This is a genomic window from Hyphobacterium sp. (assembly GCF_965229905.1).
Classification (GTDB): domain Bacteria; phylum Pseudomonadota; class Alphaproteobacteria; order Caulobacterales; family Maricaulaceae; genus Hyphobacterium.
This window is the reverse complement of record NZ_OZ245930.1, coordinates 2,388,590-2,407,442: the sequence shown is the minus strand read 5'-3', so window position 1 is coordinate 2,407,442 and position 18,853 is coordinate 2,388,590. Positions and strand designations below refer to the sequence as shown.

Below are 18,853 nucleotides of genomic sequence, written 5' to 3'. Positions count from 1 at the left end.
TCAATGAGCCAACAGCAAGGCCGGACCATCCGTCGCAGCCAGCAAGGTCCGGGTGACGCCGCCAAATACAAATTCGCGAAGGCGCGAATGGCCGTAAGCACCGGCGACAAGGAGATCGATCCCTTCCGCGCCTTTGAGCAGCCGTTCGCCGACGCTGCCCTCGAACTGATCGATATCGATTGTGTCCGACCGTTTGCCTCTCACCGACAGCCAGTCGTAAAACCGGTCGACCGAAGCCGTCCGGCGATCACGGTATTCAAGGCCGCGGTTGGATTGCAGCACAACCACTTTTTCCGCAGCACTGATCAATGGCGCCGCCGCATAAATCGCGCGGGCTGCTTCGCGTGAACCGTCCCAGCCAATGGCAACGCTTTTCGGCGGCTCGTCCTCGTCGCTGGCAACATAAAGCGGTGTTTGTTCGTCGATCAGGACCGCCATCACCAGTTCGGCAAGCGGACCATTGCCGGATGCAGCAAAGCGTGAAGTCACCACCAGCCTTGAAAGGCGCGTTTCTGCCGCGGCATCCGCAGGCTGGTCGGAAATACGGAGGAATCGCCCACGAACGGCAGTGAGCTCGGCGAATTCAAGCGCGTCGATAAACGTATTCTTCGCACGTTCCGCACACATGTCGGATTCCTGCTGGATCGAAGACAGTGCGCCTGCCATGACGGAAGCGGCAGCACCGCTTGGACCTGCCCACATCATGAAATCGCTCGGATCCGGCTCCAGCAGAATGGCATCCAAGGTTGCATCGAATCGCGACGCCAGGCGCGCCGCAACCCGCGACGGACCGATATCGACATCATCGCCCTGCAGCGTGATTATGATTCGCTCTTTAGCCATTGCTCTCCCCATTCCAACAGCAATCCGTCGCTTGATATCGACCGTATCAGGCTTAGGAAGGAAACAACCTCATAGCCGCAGATTATTCAAGGAAGAAGCGAATTGACGAGGCGCTCACAGGCCAAGGGTGAACAATCGCGAGCCTGGCAGCGAATGCTGTCGGGACGCCGGCTGGATTTGCTGGATCCTTCGCCGTTGGACATCGAAATAGAAGACATTGCCCACGGGCTGGCGCGGGTGGCGCGCTGGAACGGCCAGACACGGGGTGCCCACGCGTTTTCGGTGGCCGAGCACAGTGTCATCGTTGAGCAGATAGTCGGCCAAATTTACCCTCGGTTGCAGCCTCATTGGCGGCTGGCCGCTTTGCTGCACGACTCATCCGAGTATGTCATTGGCGATATGATCAGCCCGTTCAAAGCCGCGCTCGGTGTGAACTATCGCGAATTCGAAGACCGCCTTGAAGCTGCAGTCCACATCAGATTCGGGCTGCCGCCCCGTACGCCGATCGAGGTGAAACGCAAGATAAAGCGCGCCGATCGGATTTGCGCGCATCTCGAGGCTATTCAAATCGCCGGCTTTAGCGAAAAAGAAGCGCGGCAATTTTTTGGACGGCTTCCGGGCGGATTGGACGTTCAGATTCGCCCATTAGCCCCGAACAAGGCACAATCCATCTTTCTTGAGCGTTTCGAGTCACTTTCGTCGGATATCGCACCACCGCAGAGAAGGCCGTCCGGATGAGCCTGCCGCCTGTCGCCGTCGGTCTGAACGCTGTCGTCGTGGCGGCAGGTGAGGAGGCACCTCAGGTTCTCGTCGTGCCCCGCGAAGGTGCCGACCCGTCACTGCCCTTCGGACCGTTTGATCCGGCCCGCCACCGCACGTTCGAGATCGGCCTGCGTGAATGGGTAAGCGAACAGGCGCATTTCCAGCTGGGCTATGTCGAGCAGCTCTACACTTTCGGCGACCGCGGCCGCGAGGCGCCGCTCGCCAATCTGCCGTCATCGGACGAGGCCCGCATCATCTCGGTTGGCTATCTCGCGCTAACCCCGGAAGCCACGGTGCTCGCCGCCGGCGGCGGTGAATGGCAAAGCTGGTACCGGTATTTCCCGTGGGAAGACTGGCGCCGGGGCAAACCGGCGATTCTGGCTGATCACATCGAACCGGCGCTGAGACGCTGGATTGATGAGGCCGAAACCGAAGGCCGCCGCGACGGCCGGCGCGATCGCGCCCGCATCACATTCGGCCTGGATGGGCGCGGCTGGAACGAGGAACGCTGTCTCGATCGCTACGAGCTACTGTATAGCGCCGGCCTGATAGAGGAAGCGGCGCGCGACCGCCATGGCGCCAACACGTCGGTACCGGTCGGTCGCCCCATGGCATCGGATCACCGGCGCATCATAGCCACCGCCATCAGCCGTCTGCGCGGCAAAATCAAGTATCGTCCGGTCGTGTTCGAACTCATGCCCGAACGCTTCACTCTGTCGGCTTTGCAAAAAACCGTTGAAGGCATCGTCGGCTATCCGCTTCACAAACAGAATTTTCGCCGGGCACTCGAGCGCACCGGGTTTGTCGAGGGCACCGGAAAAATGTTGGCGCAAACCGGCGGGCGCCCGGCAGAGCTTTTCAGATACCGGCGCGAAGCCCTGCGGGAAGCAGCCGCAACCGGCATCGCTACGCCGCGACTTAATTGAACCGCTTTAGAATGCAGCCCCTCCTTGACGTCATCGTCCGCCAATCCTAATTAGGCTCATAAAGAGCATAAGGCGGTCGACTGACTCACCGCCTTTTCACGAACTCTAATAATGCTCAATGTGAGCAAAACGGGAGAGTGTCATGGATCGGATGGACTGGACGAGCCCGAATTGGAAATGCGATCCTGGATATCCGGAAGACGAAACTGCCGATGACCTCGTTTATGACGCGGCCGTCCGGGCGGAAACCGAACATCTCTACGAAAAAGTCAAAGATGTGATTTTGCCGGACGAATGGCCGGCCCACGCCCCTTTGATCGCCGCAATCAACCGGCTGAAAAAGGACAAAGGCGCCATCATCCTGGCGCACAATTATATGACGCCGGAAATCTTCAATTGCGTTGGCGACCTGTCCGGTGACAGCCTGGCGCTGGCCCGCATGGCCGCCCGGGTTGAAGAAGATACCATTGTCCAGGCGGGCGTGCATTTCATGGCCGAAACCGCCAAGATCATGTCCCCGGAAAAAACCGTGCTGATTCCGGACATGCGCGCCGGTTGTTCGCTCGCCGAAAGCATCACCGGCGAGGATGTCGCGGCGATCAAGGCGAAATATCCCGATTATCCGATCGTGACCTATGTCAACACGTCGGCGGCAGTGAAGGCGGAAGCCGATGTGTGCTGCACGTCCAGCAATGCCGTTCAGGTGACCGAATGGGCGGCTCGGGAATGGGCGACCGACACGGTGATCCTTATTCCTGATGAGTTTCTCGCCCGCAATGTCGCAGCCAATACGGGTGTGCGCATCCTGACCTGGAAGGGCAGCTGCGAGGTCCATGAACGTTTCACGGCCGAAGACGTCGAGGCGCTCCGCGAAGGCCATCCCGGCATTGTCGTCCTGACTCATCCGGAGAGTCCCGTCGATGTCGTCAAAGCGGCCGACTTCGCCGGCTCCACGGCTGCCATGGCAAATTATGTCCGGGACCAGCGGCCAGAGAAAGTCGTGCTGCTCACCGAATGCTCGATGAGCGACAACGTTGCTGTGGAGAATCCGGGGGTGAATTTTGTGAGGCCCTGCAATCTGTGCCCGCACATGAAGCGGATTACGCTGCAAAACATCTACGATGCCCTGCGCTACAATCGATTCGAAGTCGAGGTCGACGCGCAAACAGCGGCTCGCGCGCGTGTTTCGATTCAGCGCATGCTGGACCTGCCCAAGCCCGACCGTCCGGCACAGTTCGATCGCGATCGGGCGCCGGTAGAAGTGGAACTGGTCTAGCCCCGTGACCGAACCGGTGATCATTGTCGGGGCCGGAATTGCCGGCCTCTGGGCGGCGCTCAACCTCTCGCCTAGGCCGGTGATCCTGTTGACCGGGGCGCCGCTGGGCACCGGTGCCGCAACCGGCTGGGCACAGGGCGGTATCGCCGTGCCGGACGGGCCCGGCGATAGCGTTGAGGCCCACATCGATGATACGATTCTCGCGGGCACCGGCCTGTGCGACCCGAACGTCGCTCGCCTCTTGTCCGAAGGTATAGCCTCAGAAATCGATGCCCTGCGATCGCTGGGCGTGCGGTTCGAATGCGGACCCGAAGGCAGGCTGTCGCTGGGTCTGGAAGCCGCCCACACACATCCGCGCATTGCCCATGTCAGGGGCGATCAGGCCGGCGTAGAAATCCTGTCTGTCCTGGTCAAGGCCGCACGACAATCGGAACATATCGACATCCGTGAGGGTTGGCGGGCCTTATCGCTCCTGCCTGCCATCGATGGGTCTTGTGCGGGCGTTCTGGCAGGCGACGGCCGGGGCAACATCCATCCAATCGCCAGCGCTCACACCCTGCTCGCAACAGGCGGCTATGGCGGCCTCTACGCCCACACGACCAGCCCACCGAGCGCGACCGGATCAGCCATCGCCATGGCTCACCGTCTCGGAGCCGATATTGCCAATCCGGAATTCGTCCAGTTCCACCCCACCGCTATAAGAACCGGCGAGGATCCCCTGCCCCTTGCGACCGAAGCGCTGCGTGGCCGGGGCGCCCGGCTGATCGATGCAGCCGGCAACAGCATTACCAACGGCCAGGACCTCGCATCGCGCGATGTCGTTGCGCGCGCGGTTTATCGCGCCGGAAATGACGGAAGAGGCGCTTATCTGGATTGCCGCGATGTCGTCGGGCATGGGTTCGCTGACACATTCCCCGCCGTCTTCGCCGCCTGCATGCGGGCTGGAATTGATCCGCGCCAGACGCCCATCCCGGTTGTGCCCGCCGCCCATTACACGATGGGCGGTATTGCCACTGACTGCGATGGACACTCCAGCATTCCCGGACTGTGGGCGGTCGGTGAGTGCGCGTGCAACGGTCTGCATGGCGCCAATCGTTTGGCCTCCAATTCGCTCGCCGAGGGCTTGGTGTTTGCAAGACGGGCCGCCGAAGCCATTGCCGTTTCATCTGCCCGGCCCAAAGCGCACCGGCCCGTGGCTGCACCGCCGGTTATGCCAACCATTGCGCTTCACGGATTGCGTCTCGCCATGTCGCAGCTTGCGGGCGTTGAAAAGGATGAATGCGGGCTACGAGATTTACAGACGCGGATCAAACGCCTGGCGGCGCGATTTGGCGGCACCAACCAAATCGTCGCAGCGCGTCTTGTAGCGGAAGCCGCCTTGGAACGGCAGGAAAGCCGAGGCGCGCATTACCGGTTAGATTTTCAACAACCCTTGCCGCACGCCGAAAACACGCTTATCGCCGGTTCGGTCCAATCTGAATTGGTCGCTGCGGAATGATCCCTCCCCTGCCCGCCGAACTTGTACGCGATACCATACGCCGCGCCTTCGCCGAGGACGTAACCGGCGCTGGTGACACCACCTCGCTGGCCGTCATTCCGCCAGGCGCCACCGGCACCTTCGAAATCCGGGCGCGCGAGAACGGCGTGGTGTGCGGCATGCAGGCGGCGGTCGAGGCTTTCTGCCAGGCCGGGCCAGAGATCTCCCTCGACGTGATGGCAAATGACGGCGATCCCGCCGAGCCCGGCGAAACAGTGCTTATCGCCGCCGGCAATGTCCGTGACATCCTGTTCGCCGAACGCACGGCGCTCAATTTTCTCGGTCGGATGAGTGGCATCGCAACCCTGACACGCCGGTATGTCGATGCGGTTGTCGGCACCAAGGCGAAAATCGTCCATACCCGCAAGACCGCACCCGGCCTGCGCGCTTTCGAGATACAGGCCGTACGCGCCGGAGGGGGCGCGCCGCATCGCTACAGCCTGTCAGACGCGGTGTTGATCAAGGACAATCATATCGCCGCCGCCGGCAGTCCCGCAGCAGCGGTCCGGGCCGCTCGCGCCCATGTCGGGCACATGGTTCGTGTCTCCTGCGAGATCGATCGCCTGGAGGACCTGTCGAGCGTCATGAAGGCCGGGGCGGACGTCGTTTTGCTCGATAATTTTGCGCCGCAGGATCTGGAAGCGGCCGTGGTTCAGGCGGCTGGCCGCGTTGTCCTCGAGGCGTCCGGCGGCGTCACGCTCGACACCGTCGCGGACATCGCTGCGACGGGCGTCGACATTATTTCCGTCGGCGCCCTGACGCACTCGGCGCCGAATGTCGATTTCGGATTGGACGCGGTTTAGAGATCGCGCTGGCGGTTACGCAACTCCTCGCGTTCCCGGCGGTTCGGGAAGCGGTAGAAGATGTGCGTGCCGATCTGGCCCGTCTGCACGAGCGAATCGTTCCAGTGCGGATCGACCGCCGTCGTATGGTAGTGCGTAGCGCGGCGCGTGCGCGGCGGTGCAAAGCCCAAGGCCACATGCTCGGCAACCAGTTGCGAGCGGCGCCACGACCGGCCGCGCGGGGCGCGATCCATAGAGCCGTCGCAGGTGAAGCTGAACTGGCAGCCGGTCACGCGCTCGGATCCTTCATAGACCACGCCGCAGATCGTCTCCGGATACACACGGTGATTCACACGGTTCACGATGACTTCCGCCACAGCCGTCTGGCCGGCAAAACTCTCGCCGCGGGCTTCGTAGTAAATCGCCTCGGCAAGGCAGTGGATCTCGGCGGCACTGAATCGCGCACGATCAATATGAGTGGCGTCGAACGTGCGCAAATCCACACTGACCGGGCGCATCAGGACGCGTGCACCTTCGAGCTCATCAGCCGCCAGTGACAAGGAAGCCGCCTGCAGACCGAAAGGTGCCGACCAGCCCAGCAGGTCCTCGGACTCGATGTGACGGCTGGCCAGCTCACGCCAGTAAGCCGCGTCATCCTGATGATCGGCGCGCATGCTCGCAAGCGGCAACACAAAAGCTACCGCAGCAAACGCGGCCGCAACCAGCACGTAGCGCGCAACGTCCTGAATACGGACAACCGAATTTTTCTTCGCCTTGGCGTTCATCACAGCCCCAAATGCGTTGGTCCAGATCCGGGGCTGTAACGAATGAAGATGACCATTCGCTGAATGCCGACCGGCGATCCGGCGCGCTCGATTATAGGGCGCGCCCGGCATCGTCAAGTAATCGTCGGGATTACAAATGGGTTAGTTAAGGGGCGATTTCAACCGCTTTCGCCTCTTTTCTACTGGATTCAGAGACTTAGACGCGCGCCTTCAAGGCGGCCTGTGCGGCAGCAAGTCGCGCAACAGGCACGCGGTATGGCGAACAAGACACATAATCGAGCCCGACCGAATCGCAGAAATGAATCGACGCCGGATCACCGCCATGCTCTCCGCAAATGCCGAGCTTCAGCTTTTCGCGGACACCGCGGCCGCGATCGGCGGCGATGCGGATCAGATCGCCAACCCCATGCTGGTCGAGGGTGACGAAAGGATCCTTCTCGAAAATGCCCTGCTCGATGTAGTCCGGCATGAATTTGCCGGCATCGTCGCGCGACAGACCGAAGGTCGTCTGCGTCAAGTCATTGGTTCCAAACGAGAAAAACTCGGCCTCATGGGCGATGTCGTCGGCCCGCAGCGCAGCCCGCGGCAATTCGATCATCGTCCCGATCAGATATTCCGGCACCTTGCCGCTCTCCTTGCGGACCTCATCGGCAATGCGGGCGACAGCGGCCTTGAGGATGGCCAGCTCGCGCGCCGTGGCGACCAGCGGGATCATCACCTCGGCGACCGGCTTAATGCCTGTTTTCTTTTCGACATTCACCTGTGCTTCGAAAATCGCCCGGGCCTGCATTTCGTAGATTTCCGGGAAGGTGATTCCCAGCCGGCAGCCGCGATGACCGAGCATCGGATTGCTCTCGGCCAGCGCCCGCGCCCGCTCCATCAACGCCTCGGCGGCGAGGCCGGTGGCTTCGGCCACAGCCTGCACGTCCCCTGAACTGTGGGGAAGGAATTCATGAAGCGGGGGGTCCAGCAGGCGGATGGTACAGGGGCGGTCTTCCATGATCTCGAAGATCGCTTCGAAATCGGCGCGCTGCATCGGCAGGATTTTGGCCAGCGCCGCGACCCGGCCGTCCTTCGAATCCGACAGGATCATTTCCCGTACGGCCGCAATCCGGTCCGCATCGAAGAACATGTGCTCGGTCCGGCACAAACCGATTCCCTCCGCGCCGAATTCCTTCGCGGTCCGGACATCGGCCGGCGTCTCGGCATTGGTCCTCACCTTCATCCGGCGGACGCGGTCGGCCCATTCCATCAGCTTGGCGAAATCGCCGGTCACTTCCGGCTGGATCATCTTGACCTCGCCGGCCAGCACTTCGCCGGTCGCGCCGTCAATGGTGATAAAGTCGCCTTCCTTAACCGTCCGCCCCCCGGCGGTGAACATCTTGGCCGCATAATCGATCCGCACCGACCCGGCGCCGGACACGCAGGGCCGGCCCATGCCGCGGGCGACAACGGCGGCGTGCGAGGTCATCCCGCCGCGCGCGGTGACAATGCCCTGGGCGGCATGCATGCCGTGGATATCTTCCGGGCTGGTCTCGACCCGGACGAGGATCACCGGCTCGCCCTTGCCGGCGCGTGCCTCGGCATCATCGCTGTCAAAGACCACAACGCCGGCCGCAGCCCCGGGCGAGGCCGGCAGCCCGGTCGCCAGCACATCGCGCGCCGCGTCCTCGGCGATCATCGGGTGTAAGAGCTGGTCGAGCTGTGACGGGTCGACCCGCATCACGGCTTCCTTTTCGGAAATCAGCTTTTCGCTGGCGAGATCGACCGCGATCTTCAGCGCCGCCTTGGCGGTGCGTTTGCCGTTCCGGGTCTGCAGCATCCACAGCCGGCCGCGCTCCACCGTAAACTCGATGTCCTGCATGTCGCGGTAATGGCGCTCGAGAATGTCGAACACCTTCGCCAGCTCGTCATAGCTCTCCGGCAGGGCTTCCTGCATGGAGGGCTGGGTGTCGCCCATCTCCTCGCGCATCGACTGGGTCAGGCATTGCGGCGTGCGGATGCCGGCGACCACGTCCTCGCCCTGCGCATTGATCAGGAATTCGCCGTAATAGCTGTTCTCGCCGGTCGACGGATTGCGCGTGAAGGCCACGCCGGTCGCCGAGGTCTCGCCCATATTGCCGAATACCATGGCCTGGACATTGACCGCCGTACCCCAGCTTTCCGGAATGTCGTGCAACTGGCGATACTTGATCGCCCGCGCCGTCATCCAGCTGTCGAACACGGCGCGGATCGCGCCCTGTAATTGCTCACGCGGATCGGCCGGAAAATCGCGGCCCAGCGCATCGGCGGCGGCGCGCTTGTATTCCCCGACGATCTCGACCCAGTCCTCGGCCGACAATTCGGTGTCGAGCGCATAATCGCGCTCATCCTTGAAGCTCTCCAGGATCTCTTCGAAGATCGCATGATCCAGCCCCAGCACGACATCGGAATACATCTGGATGAAGCGGCGATAGCTGTCGTAGGCAAAGCGCTTGTCGCCCGACAGCGCGGCGAGCCCTTCAGCCGTCTCGTCATTGAGGCCGAGATTGAGCACCGTATCCATCATGCCCGGCATCGAGGCCCGGGCGCCCGATCGCACGGAGACCAGCAACGGATTGGCCGGATCGCCGAATGTTTTTGCCGTCGTCTCTTCCAGCGCTTTCAGCGCGGCGTCGATTTGCGCGTCGAGCTCGGTCGGGAAGGATTTCTCATTCTCATAATAGGCCACGCAGACGGCAGTCGTGATCGTGAAGCCCGGCGGCACCGGCAGACCCAGCTTGGCCATCTCGGCCAGGTTCGCGCCCTTGCCGCCGAGAAGCTCGCGCATATCCGCATCGCCCTCGCTGGAGCCGCCCCCGAATGCATAGACCCACTTCGTCGCGCTCATCGCGTCGTCCTTTTGTCTTTCCCTCTCTTTCGAGGCGTTCGTTCCGAACGCACCTCAAGATGAGGTAGAGCCGAATTTTCCGATCACCTTATCCTGAGGTGCCCGCGCAAGCGGGCCTCGAAGGAGGAGTGATCATCCCTCGATGCGGCTGAAATCCGCCACGGTGTGCGCCGCCTGCCGGATCTGCGCGAGAAGGCGCAGCCTGTTGCGGCGCAGCATGTCGTCTTTATCGTTCACGGTGACTTTGTCAAAGAAGGCATCGACCGGCCCGCGCAATTGCGCCAACGCACTCATTGCGCCCTCGAAATCCTCGGCCTCGACGGCCTTTGCCGCAGCCGGACGCGTTGTGTTCAGCGCGTCGATCAGCGCCTTCTCTTCGGCTTCAGCCGGGGCATAGCCGCTGTCGAGATCGCCTTCGAACACGCCTTCGCCGTCGGTTTTTTCCTCGGCCTTCAGAATGTTCGCCGCGCGCTTGTAACCGGCGAGCAGCGCCTTTCCGTCCTCGGTATCGAGAAATTCTTGCAGGGCTCGGGCGCGATGGGTGACGCGGACCAGATCATCATCGCCCAGCGCAAACACCGCATCGATCACATCATGCGAGATGCTGTCATCCTTGAGGTGGACTTTCAGGCGGTCGGCAAAGAAGGCGAGGAGATCTATCCGGGCATTGTACAAACGCTCACTTGAATGAGCGGCAACACGCCAAAGATCACCCTCCTTAATTTCTTCGGCAGTCTGATCGAAACCGTTGTCTCGAAGGCGATCATAAAATCCGTCTTCAGCGACATCGCGAAACTCAACCCAACTTCCAATGACAAGGGCCATGTTGGAAATTGGCTCCGCGAGGCCAATCCTCGATTCATTCTCCAGCAAAATCCGGATAACGCCCAACGCCGCCCGGCGAAGCGCGAACGGGTCTTTCGATCCCGTCGGCTTCTCATCAATCGCCCAGAACCCGACCAGCGTATCCAGCTTGTCGGCGAGCGCGACGGCCGCGCTCACCGGGGCCGTCGGCACGGCATCGGAAGGGCCCTGCGGCTTGTAGTGATCGCGGACCGCATCGGCAATCTGCTGGGCTTCGGATTCGGAGAGGCCGGAAAGCCCCCCCTCCACCCCTTCGGGGTCCCCCTCCCCCGCAAGCGGGGGAGGAAAGGCGCCTTCCCGGTTTCCTCCCCCGTTTACGGGGGAGGTGTCCCGGACGCCGCCTCGCGGCGATTCCGGGACGGAGGGGGGGCGGCGCCATTGTTCCATGACGTAATACCGGCCCATCACGCCCTGAAGCTCGGGGAATTCATAGACCATTTCGGAGACGAGATCGGCCTTTGCGAGCCGCGCCGCTTTCTCAGCCAGATCCGGATCGGCGCCCACGGCCGGCGCCAGTTCGCGCGCCAGCGCCGCGACCCGCTCTACCTTGTCGGCGACCGTTCCGAGCTTCTGGTGGAAGGTGACCTTGTCGAGCTTCCTAGCCATCTCTGACAGCGGCGTCTTGCGGTCATTGTCCCAGAAATGCCGGCCGTCGGACAAGCGCGCCGACAGGACCCGCGCATTGCCGGCCGCGATCGCCTTTCCGCCATCGGGCGCGTCCTGGTTCGCGACCACCACGAAATTCGGGGCCAGCTCACCCGTTTTCGGATCGCGCACCGCGAAATATTTCTGGTGCGTCTTCATCGACAGCTGAATGACTTCCGGAGGCAGATCGAGAAAGTCCGGGTCCATCTGTCCCAAGAGCGGCACCGGCCATTCCGCCAGCCCGGCGACTTCCGTCAGCAGGCCGGCATCTTCGATCAGCTCCAGCCCGGCGTCCGCGCAGACTTTCTTTGCGCCGACGAGAATAAGCGTCTCGCGTGCCGCCCGGTCGATAAGGACACGCCCCTCGCCTCCCAACTGCGCCCTGTAATCCGCAAAATCGGTCACGGTGAACGGCCCGGGCCCGTGCACGCGGTGGCCTTCGGTCACATTCGACGCCGAAACGCCGAACACGTCGACCGGCACCACGTCGCCGCCGAACAGGCAGACGATCCGCTGCAGCGGCCGTACCCAGCGCTGCGCCTTTTCGCCCTCGCCGAACTTCATCGATTTCGGCCAGGGGAAATTCTTCACAATGTCCGGGATGACGCGGGCGATCACATCCGCCGTCTTCACGCCCGGCTTCTCGATCACCGCGACGTAGAAAGACCCCTTCTTGTCCTCGCGGACCTCACAACTGTCGAGACTGCCGATCCCGGCCCCGCGCATGAAGCCCTGCAGCGCCTTCTCGGGGGCATCGGTACGCGGCCCCTTGCGTTCTTCGCGCACATCCTCGGTCTGCGCGGGCAGCCCCTCGATCACGCAACCCAGCCGCCGCGGCCCGGCAAACGTGGTGAAGCTCTCCCAGCCGAGACCCGCCGCCTTCAGCGCGGCCGACAGGAGACGTTCGAGGTCGGCCTCCGCACGCGGTTGCATGCGGGCGGGGATTTCCTCGGAAAAGAATTCGAGCAGCAGCTGGGGCATGGGGTCCTAACCGGCAAAGACTTTTCTAAAGGCCGGGCGCGATTGCACGGCCTCCAGATACGGCTTGTAATTCTCGCGCATTTCGAACATGCCGAATTGCGTCGCCCAGCCGATCGCCCCGCCAATCAGGACATCGGCCGCGGTGAACCAGTCACCGAACAGGTAAGGGCTGGCGGAGGCCAGGCGTTGATCCAGCACGTCCTGAACCAGCTCGACATTACCCCAGCCGGCCTGCTGCCGCTTGGTCTCGAATTTCAGCCCCGCCTGCATCATCGCCGGATCGATGCAGGCGCTCTGATAGGCAACCCAGCGCAGATATTCGCCGCGGCGCTTGTCGTCGATGGCCGGCGCCAAATCGTTCGGGGTCTTGTACTTGTCGGCGAGATAGATTGCGATCGCCGTGGTCTCGGTGACGATCGTCTCGCCATCCTTGATCGCCGGGATTTTTCCCATCGGATTGATGGCGAGAAATTCCGGCGTGCGCATCGAACCGTCTTCATAAGCCACCGGCTTGATCGTGTAATCGCAGCCGATCTCTTCCAGCAGCCAGTGCGTCATCGCCGCGCGCGATTGCGGATTATGATAGAATTCCAATGCCATGGTCAGTTTCTCCTGGAACTGGCGTCTTTCCCTCCCCCTTGATGGGGGAGGTGGTCGAGCGAAGCGAGACCGGTAGGGGTGAAACACGCAAACCTGTTTCTCCCCCCGTTCACGGGGGGAGTGTCCCGAAGGGACGAGGGGGGCATCTCCCCCCTCCACCGCTGCGCGGTCCCCCTCCCCCGTAAACGGGGGAGGAAAAGATCGGCAACATCGCTCACGCCGCTTTCTCCTGCGAGACCCAGGCCTCGGCGCAGCCCTTGGCAAGGTCGCGCACCCGCGCGATCCAGCTCGCGCGTTCGGCCACCGAGATCGCCCCGCGCGCATCGACCAGGTTGAACAAGTGCGAGGCTTTCAGGCAGTAATCATAGGCCGGAAGCGGCAAGGGTTTGTCCAATGCCAGCAGCGCCTTGCACTGGGCCTCGGCGTCCGCGAACTGCCGGATCAGCATGTCGACATCGGCATGCTCGAAATTGAAGGCGGAGTATTGCCGCTCGGCTTCCTGGAACACGTCGCCATATTTCAGGCCGGCGCCATTGAAATCGAGATCGTAAACGTTTTCAACACCCTGCACATACATGGCCAGGCGTTCCAGCCCGTAGGTGAGCTCGCCGGAGACCAGATCGACATCCAGCCCGCCAACCTGCTGGAAATAAGTGAACTGCGAAACTTCCATCCCGTCGCACCAGACTTCCCAGCCCAGCCCCCAGGCCCCGACGGTCGGATTCTCCCAGTCATCCTCGACAAAGCGCACATCGTGCAGTTTGCGGTCGATTCCGATCGCATCCAGCGAACCGAGATAGAGCTCCTGCAGATTGAATGGGCACGGCTTCAGCAAAACCTGGAACTGGTAATAATGCTGCAGCCGGTTCGGGTTCTCGCCATAGCGCCCGTCGGCCGGCCGCCGCGAAGGCTGGACATAGGCGGCATCCCACGGCTTCGGACCCAGCGAGCGCAACGTCGTCGCCGGGTGCAGCGTGCCGGCGCCCACTTCCACATCATAGGGCTGCAAAATCGCGCAGCCCTGCTCGCCCCAATAGCGCTGTAGCGTCAGAATCAATTCCTGGAAGGAAGGCGCTTTTTTCTCGGTCATGGAATGTCCGGTCCCGGAGCGCGAACCGCCCCTTGAAAATCCGCGCGGACACTAGAAAAGCGCAGCGGCGCGATCAAGCCAGGATGGCGGTGATGTTCTCCCCTGTGTGGGGAGGAAAACAATCTCCTTCGTCATCGCGCCTGTCCCCGCAACAGCGGGGAGACAGGCGGAGCCTGATCCGGGACCCATTCCGGACCGTCAAATTGACGGCATGGGTCCCGGGTTCGCGCCATCCCCGCTTTCGCGGGGACAAGCGGCGCGCCCCGGGATGACGAGGGTTTATCGTTTTGTATTTCGCCTTCCTCCGGTTTAACCGGAGGATCTCGATCATTGAGCGCCGGACAAAGAGGCCCTCCGGTCCCCCGCTTTCGCGCGGGCAGGCAAGCCGGAGGGAGACGAAGTTTGAGTTTTCTCGAAGTGCGTTGAGCATCGGGGGCGCAACTGGATCCCGCCTTACATGTCCTGCCGGTCAGTCTTTCGCACCGGGTTTTCAGCTCAAGGGTGAAACCGCGAAGCGGCGCTCATGCGCCCTTGACCTGACAACCCGGCGCCGAAAAAATCCCGGCAAGGGATGAAAGGCCATCTGTGTTCGCGGGCAACCGAATCGAACTCGCCGGATTTGGGCCGATGGCTCCGGCTCATTCTCATCAACGTCGCCAACACTTTCCCCTCCCCCCGTGTGGGGAGGGGTAGGGGTGGGGGCATCGCGGCGAATTTGATCACCCCACCCCGCCGATCCTGACGGATCGCCGACCCTCCCCATCAAGGGGAGGGGAAAATCACAGCACCGAAAACCACAACCCCCCGTCTTCCTCCGGTTTAACCGGAGGATCTCGGCTCATCGAGCCCCGCACAAAGAGGCCCTCCGGTCCCCCGCTTTCGCGGGGGCAGGCAAGCCATAGGGAGACGATATGTGTGTGAAAATCACCCCATCACCACCCGTGCCCGGCCGCGCAGAATGGCCTCGGCCTCGGGGGCATATTTACGATCCGGCCCGTCATGCAGCACCAGCGGCGGCAGGAGGGTAAATGGCCCTTTTGTGCCTTTGCGGCCTGAAACCAGCACCCGCTTCGCCGGTTTGCCGGCATAGGGCGCGACCGGCTTGATCGCCAGATCGCCAAACCGGCTGCCCATTGCGGACAGAATATCTGCCAGCCGGTCGGCGCGGTGGATCAGCGTCAGCCTGCCCTTGGATTTGAGCCGTTTGTGGGCCTGTCCGATCCAGTCCGGCAAGGGTGTGCCCGACGAAAGGAACGCTGCGCGCTTGCCCTCCGCGGGCGCTTTCAGCGCCGTTTCATCGTCATAGAAAGGCGGATTGAAGAAGACCTGATCGGCCGGCTCCGGATCGTCCGGCGCGGCGATATCCCGGCACACGGCGCGCATCCGCCCGCCCCAGCCATTGGCCACAATATTGGCCTCTGCGAGGTCGATGAGCGCCTCATCCGCATCGATACCTGTAAAGCGGGCCGCTGGATTGTGGTGCGCAGCCACAAGCATGGCGGCGCCGGCAGCGCACCCCATCTCGATGGCAAATTCGTCCGGCTTCAACTTGATCGAGGCGCCCAGCAGCACCGCGTCGAGCCCGGACCGGAAACCGGAGGCCGGCTGATCCGCGATCACCTGGCCGTCCAGCAGCGTGACGCTCTCAGCCATCCGGCAGCTCTTTGAACGCCGTTTCCAGCGCCGTGCGCGCCAGATGCGCGTCCTCGTCGATCACCATGATGCGCCGCTTGATGAAGGGCAGCGCGCCGCCATATACACCGGCGGTCTCGCCATCCAGCGTGATCGGCTCAATGCCGGCCTCGCGCAGCACATTCTCCGCGAAACTCAGCTGCACCGGATCATTGGTCCGAAACACCTCGATCATGGCTATGGCCTTTCCGCTATGTGTCCTGCGACGATCGGCGCAGCGCTCCCAGCTTGCAGCACTCTCGACGCGTTTCTATTGTCCCTCAAGACTTTGAGTGACACGGGCTGTCAGAGGATACCGTCTTGGATATCAGCGCCATTGCCAACCGCGCGCTTAAAAGCGCAGGCGAAGCGGTCGCGTCAGAACCCAATGCCGCCGAGAAACTGGCCCACCTCGCATCGGGCGAGATGACCGCTGTCAACGCGATCATCCTGGAGCGTATGGGCAGCCCGGTGCCGTTGATTCCCAAGCTGGCGAAATATCTTGTCGAGGCCGGCGGCAAGCGGGTGCGCCCGCTGGTCACGATCGCTGCCGCCAACATGATCGGTTATCGCGGCGACGCGCATCTCAAACTGGCCGCCGCTGTCGAATTCATCCACACCGCGACGCTTCTGCACGACGATGTGGTCGATGAAAGCGATCTGCGCCGCGGCAAGAAGCCCGCCAATTTGGTCTGGGGCAATGCGCCCAGCGTGCTGGTCGGCGATTTCCTGTTTGCCCGCGCCTTCATGCTGATGGTCGATGCCGGCTCCATGCCCGCATTGCACTCACTGTCGCGCGCTTCCAGCATCATTGCCGAGGGCGAAGTCCGCCAGCTCGCCGCCAAGGGCGATATCGCCGCCTCGATCGGCTCCTACATGGAGATCATCGAGGCCAAGACGGCCGCGCTATTCGCGTCCGCTGCGGAGGTTTCGGCCATCGTTGCCGATCGCCCGCAGAACGAGATCACGGCGCTCGACACCTATGGCCGCGAGCTCGGCCTCGCCTTCCAGCTGGTCGATGATGCGCTCGACTATGGCGGCCTGGCCAAGGCGCTGGGCAAGAATACCGGTGACGATTTCCGCGAAGGCAAGATTACCCTGCCCGTCGTGATTGCGCTTCAGCATGGCGATGAGCGCGAAAAACGCTTCTGGTCGCGGGTGATGACCGACGGCGATCAGGACGACAGCGATTTCGACATGGCGATAGAGCTGCTGGACCGGCACGAAGCGCTGGATGCGACGCTGGACATGGCGCGCGAGAAATCGCGCATCGCCAAGCGGGCCCTGGACGCTTTCCCGGATAATGAATGGAAGGCCGCCCTCGCGGACCTGGCCGATTTCGTGGTCCGCCGCGCCAGCTGATCAGGCGGCGAGGTCGATCCCCGCACGCCGCGCCAGATGCCGCACATAGGCATGCAGGGCGCTAAGCCCGGCGACCGCTCCCCAGAACGCCGCAAACGCATTCAGGCCGCCGACGGGTCCGGCCAGGATGGCCAGCCCCGCGCACACAGACGACAGGCCGAGATAGGCCAGCGCCACTTGCCAGTGCGGCCAACCCATGCGGATCAACAACTGATAGGCATGTGTGCGGTGCGGCGCCAGGAAGCCGATCCGGTTGCGGATCTTGCCCACCAGTGTCAGCAGGACGTCAGCCAGGACCGGCAGGACCAGCAGCGGATAGATCCACACGTCGAGCCCGCCCGAGATCGCTGACAGCGCGGTTGCCGCGAAGATCGCGCCCAGCGCCAGCGATCCGACATCGCCGAAAAACAAAGACGCGCGCGGCACGTTAAACACCGCAAAGCCCATCAATCCGGCCGCCAGGCCGAGCCCGGTGAGCGCGATAGCCCCCTCGCCCGTCACCAGCAAAACCAGGCTGGCCGGCAGGAAGTTGGCAATCGTCAGCCCGTCCGAACCGTCCATGAAGTTGGCCGCGTTAGAGACCGTGAAAATCCACAAGACCGAACCGGCAAAACCCACCGCATAAGGCAGCGCGAGGCCGGTCGACGAGCTGACCGCGATCGCCGCCACCGGTCCTGTCAGCCAGGTGATGACCGCCCCGAGCACCAAGATGATCGCGAATTTCAACAGCGTACCCAGCGCCAGGAGGTCGTCGGCCAGTCCGAGCAGGCCGAAGCCGAGCGCTGCGACCGCAATGGCGGCGGCGGACAAGCCGAACTCCGGGAAAAAGATCGGCGACAGCCCGATCCCGAGCGCCGCCAGCAGGCCGAGCCCGCCACCGCGCGGCGTCGGCCGGCTGTGGCTGGACCGCGCATTGGGATGATCGAGAATGCCGGCCTGCCGCACCAGCCAGCAGAGGCCGACCGATGTCAGGAAAGCCGCGATGAACAGGCCGGAAATCATGTTGGCGTTATGGACGGATCGCCCTGCAGCGCAACCGAAAAAACGTGCCAGCCGGGATGGCCGGCCCGCAAATGAGCCGCGGCAAGATCGCGCGCCGCCATAGTGTCGAAAAGCGCAAAACAGGTCGCGCCGGAGCCGGACATTCTGACCAGCCGGACACCGTTCAGGCCATTCAGCGCGCCCAACACCTCACGGATCACCGGCGCTGTCTGGCACGCCGCCGCCGTCAGATCATTGGACGCTGCCTCAAGCGCGGCGAGCACGCTCTCGCGGTCGAGGCCTGGCGATGGCCGGAAGGCCGGACCGGTCCCGCCCTCCTGTGCATCGAACGCCTCAAACACCGGACCGGTCGCGACGCTGACGCCCGGATTGACAAGCAAGGCCGGAAATCCAGGCCAGCCCTCAATCAGGCGGATCCGTTCGCCGCGCCCGGTCATCCGCAAGGGCCGCGACCACACGCAGGCGGGCACGTCCGAGCCGATTTCCGCCCCGATACCGGCCAGCATGTCCAGCGGCCAGTCCAGCTCCCAGAACCGGTTGAACGCGCGCAGCGCAGCCGCCGCATCCGCCGATCCGCCGCCCAGACCCGCGCCGGCCGGAATGTGCTTGGTCAGCCCGATCCGCCCGGCAGGTTTGCGCCCGGCGGCTGTCGCCAGCGCCTTAACCGCGCGAATCACCAGATTGTCGGCATTGGCCGGCACCTCGGCCGCGGCCGGCCCCTCGACGCTCAACATGAGCTCGTCCGCCGCTTCGGCAGTCAGCCGGTCGCCCCAATCGGCAAACACGACAACGGAATCGACAGGGTGGAAACCGTCGGCGCGCAGGGCACCCACGCGCAAGGTCAAATTCACTTTCGCG

The 18,853-nt window shown here is 63.0% G+C and carries 16 protein-coding genes; 6 read left to right on the top strand and 10 right to left on the bottom strand.

The genetic code is table 11. The features are described 5' to 3' along the window. Positions 1-843, bottom strand: a complete 843-nt coding sequence (locus ACO08C_RS11965) for a universal stress protein (RefSeq protein WP_421785888.1) — start codon at positions 841-843, stop codon at positions 1-3. A 153-nt stretch (positions 844-996) separates the two neighbouring features. Between ACO08C_RS11965 and ACO08C_RS11960 the strand changes: the two genes are divergently transcribed. The 5 genes from ACO08C_RS11960 to nadC all read left to right on the top strand — a co-directional run bounded on the left by ACO08C_RS11960 (position 997) and on the right by nadC (position 6,147). After that, the gene (locus ACO08C_RS11960) at positions 997-1,581 is read left to right on the top strand and encodes an HD domain-containing protein (RefSeq protein ID WP_421785886.1); all 585 of its coding nucleotides are present in this window, start codon (positions 997-999) and stop codon (positions 1,579-1,581) included. Next, positions 1,578-2,531 carry an NUDIX hydrolase gene (locus ACO08C_RS11955; RefSeq protein ID WP_421785884.1) on the top strand — a complete coding sequence of 318 codons (954 nt, stop codon included), beginning with the start codon at positions 1,578-1,580 and terminating at the stop codon, positions 2,529-2,531. The genes ACO08C_RS11960 and ACO08C_RS11955 overlap by 4 nt, the downstream gene beginning before the upstream one ends. 142 nt (positions 2,532-2,673) lie before the next feature. After that, positions 2,674-3,807 carry a quinolinate synthase NadA gene (nadA, locus tag ACO08C_RS11950; RefSeq protein WP_421785882.1) on the top strand — a complete coding sequence of 378 codons (1,134 nt, stop codon included), beginning with the start codon at positions 2,674-2,676 and terminating at the stop codon, positions 3,805-3,807. Between the two features lie 4 nt (positions 3,808-3,811). Then, the gene (locus ACO08C_RS11945) at positions 3,812-5,305 is read left to right on the top strand and encodes an L-aspartate oxidase (protein WP_421785881.1); all 1,494 of its coding nucleotides are present in this window, start codon (positions 3,812-3,814) and stop codon (positions 5,303-5,305) included. Then, positions 5,302-6,147, top strand: a complete 846-nt coding sequence (gene nadC / locus ACO08C_RS11940; protein WP_421785880.1) for a carboxylating nicotinate-nucleotide diphosphorylase — start codon at positions 5,302-5,304, stop codon at positions 6,145-6,147. The genes ACO08C_RS11945 and nadC overlap by 4 nt, the downstream gene beginning before the upstream one ends. Here the strand turns inward: nadC and ACO08C_RS11935 are convergent. The 7 genes from ACO08C_RS11935 to ACO08C_RS11905 form a co-directional block, all read right to left on the bottom strand. Continuing rightward, positions 6,144-6,911, bottom strand: coding sequence for a cell wall hydrolase (locus tag ACO08C_RS11935; protein WP_421785878.1), 768 nt, complete (start codon positions 6,909-6,911; stop codon positions 6,144-6,146). The two genes, nadC and ACO08C_RS11935, sit on opposite strands and share 4 nt — an antisense overlap. Before the next feature lie 196 nt (positions 6,912-7,107). Next, positions 7,108-9,780, bottom strand: a complete 2,673-nt coding sequence (gene ppdK / locus ACO08C_RS11930) for a pyruvate, phosphate dikinase (protein WP_421785877.1) — start codon at positions 9,778-9,780, stop codon at positions 7,108-7,110. Between the two features lie 132 nt (positions 9,781-9,912). Next, positions 9,913-12,270 (bottom strand): glycine--tRNA ligase subunit beta, encoded by a 2,358-nt coding sequence (glyS, locus tag ACO08C_RS11925; RefSeq protein ID WP_421785875.1) that lies wholly within the window; start codon positions 12,268-12,270, stop codon positions 9,913-9,915. Between the two features lie 6 nt (positions 12,271-12,276). Next, positions 12,277-12,870 (bottom strand): glutathione S-transferase family protein, encoded by a 594-nt coding sequence (locus ACO08C_RS11920; protein ID WP_421785873.1) that lies wholly within the window; start codon positions 12,868-12,870, stop codon positions 12,277-12,279. A gap of 214 nt (positions 12,871-13,084) precedes the next feature. Then, positions 13,085-13,960, bottom strand: coding sequence for a glycine--tRNA ligase subunit alpha (locus ACO08C_RS11915; protein WP_421785871.1), 876 nt, complete (start codon positions 13,958-13,960; stop codon positions 13,085-13,087). Between the two features lie 924 nt (positions 13,961-14,884). Continuing rightward, positions 14,885-15,613, bottom strand: coding sequence for a tRNA1(Val) (adenine(37)-N6)-methyltransferase (locus tag ACO08C_RS11910; RefSeq protein ID WP_421785869.1), 729 nt, complete (start codon positions 15,611-15,613; stop codon positions 14,885-14,887). Then, a complete protein-coding gene (locus ACO08C_RS11905) occupies positions 15,606-15,827 on the bottom strand; it encodes a DUF2007 domain-containing protein (protein ID WP_421785868.1) in 222 nt (73 codons plus the stop codon). Before ACO08C_RS11905 ends, ACO08C_RS11910 begins: the two co-directional genes overlap by 8 nt. A 125-nt stretch (positions 15,828-15,952) precedes the next feature. Between ACO08C_RS11905 and ACO08C_RS11900 the strand changes: the two genes are divergently transcribed. Beyond that, positions 15,953-16,993, top strand: coding sequence for a polyprenyl synthetase family protein (locus tag ACO08C_RS11900; protein WP_421785866.1), 1,041 nt, complete (start codon positions 15,953-15,955; stop codon positions 16,991-16,993). On the opposite strand, the gene ACO08C_RS11895 is transcribed toward ACO08C_RS11900, so the two are convergent. Then, positions 16,994-17,995, bottom strand: a complete 1,002-nt coding sequence (locus ACO08C_RS11895) for a hypothetical protein (protein ID WP_421785865.1) — start codon at positions 17,993-17,995, stop codon at positions 16,994-16,996. Beyond that, complete coding sequence (locus ACO08C_RS11890; protein ID WP_421788715.1) at positions 17,992-18,828, bottom strand: 4-(cytidine 5'-diphospho)-2-C-methyl-D-erythritol kinase; 837 nt, start codon at positions 18,826-18,828, stop codon at positions 17,992-17,994. Before ACO08C_RS11890 ends, ACO08C_RS11895 begins: the two co-directional genes overlap by 4 nt. Positions 18,829-18,853 lie beyond the last annotated feature (25 nt).

What these genes read in the sequence shown, in the direction of transcription:
- ACO08C_RS11920 (WP_421785873.1), bottom strand. Translation starts at nt 12,870, where the DNA reads ATGGCATTGGAATTCTATCATAATCCGCAATCGCGCGCGGCGATGACG.
- ppdK (WP_421785877.1), bottom strand. Translation starts at nt 9,780, where the DNA reads ATGAGCGCGACGAAGTGGGTCTATGCATTCGGGGGCGGCTCCAGCGAG.
- ACO08C_RS11965 (WP_421785888.1), bottom strand. Translation starts at nt 843, where the DNA reads ATGGCTAAAGAGCGAATCATAATCACGCTGCAGGGCGATGATGTCGAT.
- ACO08C_RS11955 (WP_421785884.1), top strand. Translation starts at nt 1,578, where the DNA reads ATGAGCCTGCCGCCTGTCGCCGTCGGTCTGAACGCTGTCGTCGTGGCG.
- ACO08C_RS11960 (WP_421785886.1), top strand. Translation starts at nt 997, where the DNA reads ATGCTGTCGGGACGCCGGCTGGATTTGCTGGATCCTTCGCCGTTGGAC.
- ACO08C_RS11910 (WP_421785869.1), bottom strand. Translation starts at nt 15,613, where the DNA reads ATGGCTGAGAGCGTCACGCTGCTGGACGGCCAGGTGATCGCGGATCAG.
- nadC (WP_421785880.1), top strand. Translation starts at nt 5,302, where the DNA reads ATGATCCCTCCCCTGCCCGCCGAACTTGTACGCGATACCATACGCCGC.
- ACO08C_RS11915 (WP_421785871.1), bottom strand. Translation starts at nt 13,960, where the DNA reads ATGACCGAGAAAAAAGCGCCTTCCTTCCAGGAATTGATTCTGACGCTA.
- ACO08C_RS11895 (WP_421785865.1), bottom strand. Translation starts at nt 17,995, where the DNA reads ATGATTTCCGGCCTGTTCATCGCGGCTTTCCTGACATCGGTCGGCCTC.
- nadA (WP_421785882.1), top strand. Translation starts at nt 2,674, where the DNA reads ATGGATCGGATGGACTGGACGAGCCCGAATTGGAAATGCGATCCTGGA.
- glyS (WP_421785875.1), bottom strand. Translation starts at nt 12,270, where the DNA reads ATGCCCCAGCTGCTGCTCGAATTCTTTTCCGAGGAAATCCCCGCCCGC.
- ACO08C_RS11935 (WP_421785878.1), bottom strand. Translation starts at nt 6,911, where the DNA reads ATGAACGCCAAGGCGAAGAAAAATTCGGTTGTCCGTATTCAGGACGTT.
- ACO08C_RS11905 (WP_421785868.1), bottom strand. Translation starts at nt 15,827, where the DNA reads ATGATCGAGGTGTTTCGGACCAATGATCCGGTGCAGCTGAGTTTCGCG.